This window comes from Sphingorhabdus sp., assembly GCF_035329025.1.
Taxonomy (GTDB): Bacteria; Pseudomonadota; Alphaproteobacteria; order Sphingomonadales; family Sphingomonadaceae; genus Sphingorhabdus_B.
In genome coordinates this window covers 1-7,468 of sequence record NZ_DAOLHN010000073.1, presented here as the reverse complement: position 1 = coordinate 7,468, position 7,468 = coordinate 1, and the positions used below count along the sequence as shown (strand labels likewise).

6 protein-coding genes and 1 pseudogene are annotated in these 7,468 nt (G+C 59.0%); 4 read left to right on the top strand and 3 right to left on the bottom strand.

Features of this window, described 5'->3' with window-relative positions; all coding sequences use genetic code 11:
• Nucleotides 1-151: 151 nt before the first annotated feature.
• Together argC and PKC81_RS14040 are read left to right on the top strand one after the other, a co-directional pair.
• Nucleotides 152-1,087 carry an N-acetyl-gamma-glutamyl-phosphate reductase gene (argC, locus tag PKC81_RS14045; protein WP_324337149.1) on the top strand — a complete coding sequence of 312 codons (936 nt, stop codon included), beginning with the start codon at nt 152-154 and terminating at the stop codon, nt 1,085-1,087.
• Between the two features lie 107 nt (nt 1,088-1,194).
• Complete coding sequence (locus PKC81_RS14040) at nt 1,195-1,896, top strand: thermonuclease family protein (protein ID WP_324337147.1); 702 nt, start codon at nt 1,195-1,197, stop codon at nt 1,894-1,896.
• Here PKC81_RS14040 and map read toward each other — a convergent pair.
• A complete protein-coding gene (gene map, locus PKC81_RS14035; protein WP_324337145.1) occupies nt 1,890-2,717 on the bottom strand; it encodes a type I methionyl aminopeptidase in 828 nt (275 codons plus the stop codon). The genes PKC81_RS14040 and map overlap by 7 nt on opposite strands.
• A 65-nt stretch (nt 2,718-2,782) precedes the next feature.
• On the opposite strand from map, the gene PKC81_RS14030 reads away from it, so the two are divergent.
• Both PKC81_RS14030 and PKC81_RS14025 read left to right on the top strand, forming a co-directional pair.
• The gene (locus PKC81_RS14030; protein WP_324337143.1) at nt 2,783-3,541 is read left to right on the top strand and encodes a molybdopterin-binding protein; all 759 of its coding nucleotides are present in this window, start codon (nt 2,783-2,785) and stop codon (nt 3,539-3,541) included.
• A 147-nt stretch (nt 3,542-3,688) separates the two neighbouring features.
• The gene (locus PKC81_RS14025; protein ID WP_324337140.1) at nt 3,689-6,559 is read left to right on the top strand and encodes an insulinase family protein; all 2,871 of its coding nucleotides are present in this window, start codon (nt 3,689-3,691) and stop codon (nt 6,557-6,559) included.
• A gap of 113 nt (nt 6,560-6,672) precedes the next feature.
• Here the strand turns inward: PKC81_RS14025 and PKC81_RS14020 are convergent, their stop codons facing one another.
• Both PKC81_RS14020 and PKC81_RS14015 read right to left on the bottom strand, forming a co-directional pair.
• A complete protein-coding gene (locus PKC81_RS14020) occupies nt 6,673-7,071 on the bottom strand; it encodes a GFA family protein (RefSeq protein ID WP_324337138.1) in 399 nt (132 codons plus the stop codon).
• 134 nt (nt 7,072-7,205) lie between these two features.
• Nucleotides 7,206-7,468: pseudogene (locus PKC81_RS14015) on the bottom strand (HslU--HslV peptidase ATPase subunit); the annotation flags it as partial.

Here is a 7,468-nt window from a genome sequence, read left to right as displayed (position 1 = left end):
CCTCTCCCCTTGCGGGAGAGGAAAGACTTGGCTTGGCAACTTGTTGCCTAGCAAGTCTTGGAGAGGGGGCGACCGCCACAAGCCCTCTCCAATTGCGACTAGGCAACAAGTTGCCAAGTCTCCATATCCTCTCCCGTAAAGGGAGAGGACTATGACCTACAGCCTCTTCATCGACGGCGCAGTCGGCACCACCGGCCTTGAAATCGCTGACCGGCTTTCGGGCCGCAGCGAGTTTGCGCAGATCATCCTGCCTGAGGACAAGCGCAAGGATACAGCCGCGCGGCGCGAGGCGTTGAACGATGCCGATTTGGTCATCCTCTGCCTGCCCGATGATGCGGCGATTGAGGCGGTGGCGATGATTGCCAATGATCGCACCCGTGTAATCGACGCCTCCACCGCGCACCGTGTTGACCCCAATTGGGCCTATGGCTTTCCGGAGTTCAAAAAAGGCCAGCATGAACGGATCGCGGCGGCGCGCTTCGTTTCCAATCCGGGATGCTATCCCACCGGCTTTCTGGGCCTTGTCGCACCTTTGGTGGCGAACGGGCTGATCCCGTCAGACTGGCCCTATACGGTCAACGCAGTGTCGGGCTATTCGGGCGGCGGAAAGGCGTTGATCGAACGGTTCGAAGGCGAGGGTGCCGATATCGGTTTCCGCACCTATGGCCTTGACCTCAGCCACAAGCATGTGCCCGAAATGCAGCAGCATGCCGGCCTGTCGCTCGCCCCGATCTTCGCGCCCGCAGTAGTCAAGGCGTTTCGGGGCATGATGGTGGAGGTGCCGCTGCCGATCTCTGTGATGCCCGGCAGCGATAGCCCTGAAGAAATGCGTGCCTGCCTGATGGAGCATTATGCGGGCTCGCCGGTGGTGAAGGTGCATGCCGACATGGCCCCATCCGAACTGCTGATCCTCAATTCGCAGGAACCCAGCGACCGTCTTGACCTCTATGTCATGGGCTCGCCCAAGGGCGATCAGGTGCGGCTGATGGCGATGCTCGACAATCTGGGCAAGGGCGCCAGCGGCGCGGCGGTGCAGAATTTGAATATCATGGCCGGGCTGGATGAGGTGAGCGGGTTGCGACTTTAATTGGTCACGAAATACTTTATTAAATCATCAAAATTAGAAGCTGAGTTCTTAAATAGACTCGGCAATTCATGTTTATACACCATAAAAACATTGTAGCTCCAAATCGCGTGCCTGCTGATGCCTTGCGTCTTAAGGTTCTGCATGTCGGTGATGGTGATGGCTTCCGGACTAAGATCATGCATCGGCCCGGCATGGAGCTTGATGCCACAGTGCGCTTTGGATTTATCGACGCACCCGAACTTAAGCAGCGCGGTGGGCCTGAGGCCCGCGATTACCTAAAATCGCTAATCGATGGCAAAACACTTGACGTCGCGATTACCGACAAAACCGAAACGGGCAACTGCGTCGACAAATATGGCCGAATTGTTGGTGTTCCTTTCCTGACTGAAACCTCGACATTAACATCACTCCCTGCCGTTAATCCAGCGCGGAAGACATTCGGGTTGCGCCATACGCTTGTTCGAAACATTGAATTGGAAATGGTCTTGAACGGTTGGGCTTGGGTACTTGAGCGTTATGGCCCCGAGGGTGCCTATCTTGATGCCCAGTCCGATGCCCGTCGCCAGCGAAGAGGAATATGGGCCTTTGACAGTAATTTAAGCCCATGGGCATTCAAGAAGCAGGTGCATCGAGGGCGCTTGCCCGAAGACCGTTTTCTCGCCGGATTTAACCATCAAAAAGTTGAGGCTCATGGAACCGACTGCCCCCGACATGGCTGCGGCGGCCAGATGCGATTGAAACAGGGAAAGCAGGGCAAGTTCCTCGGGTGCAGCAATTTTCCCCAGTGCAAGGTTACCCGTTCTCAATAAGGCGGCTTGTTCAGCCCCTTGGGGCTCGCGGTAAAGATCTCGCAGCCATCGTCGGTAATGCCGATGCTATGTTCGAACTGAGCCGATAGCGACCGATCCCGCGTCACCGCTGTCCAGCCATCTTCCAGCACCTTGGCGTGCGGTTTGCCGATGTTGATCATCGGTTCGATGGTAAAGATCATGCCGGGTTTCAGTTCGGGCCCAGTGCCGGGGCGGCCGGCATGGACGACTTCGGGGGCGTCGTGGAACAAACGCCCCAGCCCATGCCCGCAAAATTCGCGGACCACGCCATAGCGGTGCGCCTCGGCATGCGTCTGGATCGCATGGGCGATATCGCCGATGCGATTGCCGGGCTTGGCCTGTTCGATGCCGAGCATCAGGCATTCATAGGTCACATCAACCAGCCGCTTCGCCTTGGTGGGCACATCGCCGACCAGATACATGCGGCTGGTATCGCCGTGCCAGCCATCGACGATCGGGGTGACATCGATATTGACGATATCGCCATCGCGCAGTTTCTTGTCCGACGGGATGCCGTGGCAGATGACATGGTTGATGCTGGTGCAGCAGCTGTGCGTATAGCCGCGGTAGCCGAGCGTCGCCGGGATGCCGCCGCCCTTCAGCGTCATTTCGCGCACCAGGTCGTCAATCTCGCCCGTGGTCACGCCGGGCACGACAAAGGTGGTGAGGGCGTCGAGGATTTCGGCAGCGAGGCGGCCCGCCTTACGCATGCCTTCAAAGGCTTCCGCCCCGTGCAGCTTGATCACCCCGTCACGCGGGATGGCGGCCTCTTCGGCGGTAACGGCAACATATTGGTTCATGGGGGCGCATATAGGCGCTTTATCCGTGCTTTGCGAGGGGAGTCTTTGCGGCTATGTCCGAGTCCATGACCTCAAACCGCATCTACACCGCCGCACTCGTCATCATTGGCGATGAAATCCTTTCCGGCCGCACGCAGGACAAGAATATCAGCCAGATCGCGCTCTGGCTCAACGTGCAGGGCATCCGCCTGCGCGAGGTGCGCGTGGTGCCCGATGTCAAGGAAGCGATTGTCGAGGCGGTCAACACGCTGCGCGCGCGCAACGATTATCTGTTCACCACTGGCGGAATCGGCCCGACGCATGATGACATCACCGTCGACGCGATTGCGGCGGCGCTGGGCGTGCCAGTGGTGCTCCACCCGATCGCCAAGGAAATCCTTGAACGCTATTACGAAACGCGCGGAGGCGTAACCGAGCAGCGGTTGCGCATGGCACGCGTGCCGGAGGGGGCGGACCTTATCCCCAATAAGATGTCGGGCGCGCCGGGGATCAAGATCGGCAATATCTTCATCATGGCGGGCGTGCCGCATATCACCGCAAGGATGCTCGACGCTTTGACCGGTACGCTGGAGGGCGGCGCCCCCTTGCTGTCGCACCAGATCGGCTGCTGGGTCGCTGAAAGCGAGATTGCCAAGCTGCTCGGCGATACCGAAAAGGCGCATGAAGGCTGCCAGATCGGCAGCTATCCCTTCTTCCGCGAGGGGCGGGTGGGGGCGAATTTCGTGGTACGCTCGACCGACGCGCACCAGCTTGCGGCCTGTGTAGAGGCTTTGCGATCGGGGCTGGCGGGCTTTGGTTATGAAACTATCGATGGCGGGATTTGAAGCACTATTTCACGTCGCCCCAGCGAAGGCAGGGGCCGCAATTGGCTTTGTCCGTCAATTTAGCGTAAACTTGCAGCGGCCCAGGCCTGCGCCGGGGCGACGACTGTTCATCACGCGTCAATATGCCTTTACGCAGGAAGCCGGTCGATGAAATTGCTCCATGGTCTTCGCCTCGCGACCGCGTTCGCGCTATTGATCCCTGCACATATGGCTTCCGCCGAAACGGCGCCTGCCACCGCGACCAAGGCGGCGCAAACCCCTTGGCTTTACGAAAATAGCGACGTCCCGGTCGACGCAAGTTGGACCTTTGGCGTGCTCGATAACGGCTTGCGCTATGCCGTCAAAAAGAACGTCGTCCCGGCGGGACAAATCTCTATCCGCGTTCGCGTGGATGCGGGGGCGTTGCACGAAGAGGACAATGAGCTCGGCTTTGCGCACCTGATGGAGCATCTGGCGTTTCGCGGCTCTGAACATGTGCCCGATGGAGAGGCGAAGCGCATTTGGCAGCGTTTCGGGGTCACCTTTGGCAGCGACAGTAACGCCCAGACCACGCCAACGCAGACGGTGTACAAGCTCGATCTGCCGAACAGTTCGCCTGCCACGCTCGATGAATCTTTGAAAATCCTCGCCGGGATGGTGCGCGCGCCGAATATTTCGGAAAGCGCTTTGAATGCCGAACGCGCCATCGTGCAGGCCGAGCTGCGCGAGTCGGCTGGGGCCGGAATGGACCTGGGCGAAGCGATGCGGCGGCATGCTTTTCAGGGGCAAAGGCTGGCCGACCGTTCGACAATTGGTTCGATTGAGAGCCTCGATTCGGCGTCGGCGGCTGGGCTGAAAGAGTTTCACCGCCGCTGGTACCGCCCCGAAAAAATCGTGGTGTCGATTGCCGGAGACGCGGAGCCAGCCGAACTGGAACGGTTGGTTCGTCAGCATTTTGGCGGATGGACAGGTCAGGGGAAACCGGTCGCTGACCCCGATTTCGGAAAGCCCGACCCGAAGGGTATGGTCGCCAAAACGGTGGTTGCACCAACGCTGCCGCCCAATGTCGCGCTCATCTATGCCCGGCCTTGGGAAAAAGTTGCCGACACCATCGCCTATAACGAGCAGTTGCTGGTCGATGCTTTAGCCCAGCAAATTGTGAATCGCCGACTGGTGACTCAGGCGCGGGCCGGTTCCACGTTCAGCGTTGCCGAGGTGGGGCAGGAAGATATTTCGCGCAGCGCCGATACAACCACGGTCATCATCACGCCGATCGGTGACAATTGGCAGCAAGCGGTGCGTGACGTGCGCGCCATCATAGAAGATGCGATCTCCACGCCGCCTTCGCAGGCCGATATCGACCGCGAACTGGCGCTGTTCGGCAATGCGCTGCGCACGATGCGCGACAGCTATCCTTTCGAGGCAGCGGCCAAGCAGGCGGACGATATCGTCAAGGCTGTCGATATCCGGGAAACCATTGCCGCACCGGATACGGTCGTCGCTGTGTATGAAAATATGCGTGACAAGTTCACGCCCGAACGCTTGTTTGCGGCAACCAAGGCGCTGTTTGCGGCCGATGCGGTGCGCATATTGCGGACAACGCCCGTTGACGACGGCGCAGATGCCGATGTGCGGCTTGCCAAGGCATTGACCGATTCGGTCTCCGCAGCATCGTCGGTGCGGCTGGCGGGCAATGCGATTACTTTTGATGACCTTCCAAAGCTCGGCGAACCGGCAAAGGTCGTCGCACGCAATCCGTTACCGCGGTTTGAAATGGAATCGGTTGAGCTGTCGAATGGCGTGCGCGCCCTGCTGTTTCCCAACAAGTCGGAAAGCGGGCAGGTGCGTGTGCTGGTGCGTTTCGGCAGCGGATATCAGGCGGTCGATCCGGCAAAGGGTGCGCTATTCTGGTCCGGTCCCGGTATTATTAGCGAAAGCGGCATCGGCAAGTACAGCCGGACACAGATTGAACAATTGATCAACGGGCGCCGGATCGAACTGGGCTTCACGGTCGACAATGATGCCTTTGAATTTACCGCGGCCACCCGACCTGAGGATCTGGTTGACCAGCTGCGTCTGATTGTAGCGAAGATGGAAAACCCCAATTGGGACAGCGCCCCACTGGAACGCGAAAAAGCGCTTGCCATTGCGGGCTATCGCAGTTTCGACATGTCGGCGACTGCAGTGCTGCAACGCGAGTTGCAATATCGGCTGTCGGGCAATGATCTGCGCTGGAAAATCCCCACGCCCGATGAAGTGCGCAAAGTCGATGCCAAGGCGTTTCGCGCCTTTTGGGAGCCTTTGCTGGCCAGTGGCCCGGTGGAGGTGTTGCTGTTCGGCGACTTCGAAACCGAAAAAGCGGTCGACGCGCTTCAAAATACCGTGGGCGCTATGAAACCGCGCAGCACAGCCGCCATTTCGCAAAAGGCGTCGCAGGTTGTTTTCCCGGCCGCCAACGCAAAACCGCTGCGCTTTACGCATAAAGGCCCGAAGGACCAGATGGCTGCCGTCATCGGCTGGCCCACCGGGGCAGGGCTGGCGCAAATAAGTGAAGCACGCCAGTTGGAAGTGCTTGCGGCATTGTTCCGCGATCGGCTGTTCGAAAAGTTCCGGTCGGAACAGGCGGCGAGCTATAGCCCGGATGCAACCGCGACATGGCCGGATGAATTTGCATCGGGCGGCTTTCTGATGGCGTACAGCCAGATGCAGCCCAAGGACAGCGAGCGCTTTTTCACTTTTGCAAAATCGGTTGCAGCGGATCTTGCCGCAACGCCGGTGAGCAAGGATGAACTGCAACGCGCGTTGGAGCCGATTTTGCAATATGTCGAGCGCTCCACGACTGGCAATCTGTTCTGGATGAACGAACTGGAGGGCGCGACCTACAATGCCGCGCGCTATGAAGTTCTGGGGCGGCTGTACAGCGATTACAGTAAGGTCACGCCCGAGCAGTTGCAGGCACTGGCGCGCAAATATCTGGTTTCAGAGAAGGCCTGGACGATGGTGGTCGAGCCAGAGGCAGACGCAGTCGCCTCTCGATAGGTGAGTCCGAGTTCCGAATTTCACTGCAGCCCTGAGCTTGTCGAAGGGTGCTTGTCCGCCAGACGTGCTTCGACAGGCTCAGCACTACGGCTGAAGATCGAACTGTATCCAATCTAACCTGGAAAGCGCTCAAATGCCGGAAGGCTATGCGCGGTTTCCATCCAGCCGAGCCGTTCGGCGGTTTGGATATGCGCGCCGGGAGGGAGGGCATCGGGATCGTCGAGCGTGGCTGACTGGATATCGACAATGCCGGGCAGGAATTCCACATTACGATAATAGAGACCTGACCCGCATTTCGGGCAGAAACTACGCATCGCCGATCCCGACGAATTGAACGTTACCGGTTCACCCTCGACCAGTTTGAACTGATCTTCGGTAAAGGCCGCCCAGGCCACCATCGGTGCGCCTGACGATTTCCGGCAATCGCTGCAATGGCACAGCGCTACATGCTGCGGCTCGCCGCTCACCTCATAGCGCACTGCTCCGCAATGGCATCCACCTTGATGGGTCATGATCGCTCTCCTAACACTTTTTATACACCACTTCGTCATTCCCGCGAAGGCGGGAATCCATCACCCAAGGATGAAATTTAACTGGCGGGTGGTGGACCCCCGCCTTCGCGGGGGGGCGAAGAGTCTAAGGTTGGTTACAATACATATTTGGAAAGGTCAGCGTCCTTGGCAATACCCGAAAGCTGCTGTTCGACATAGGCAGCGTCGATCTTGATCGTCTCGCCCTTGCGGTCTTCGGCGTCAAAGCTGATGTCCTCCAGCAGGCGCTCCATCACGGTCTGAAGGCGGCGGGCACCGATATTCTCGACGCTTTCGTTCACTTGCGCGGCGATGCGTGCCAGCGCGGTAAGGGCGTCGTCGGTGAACTCAAGCGCCACATCTTCGGTGCCCAGAAGAG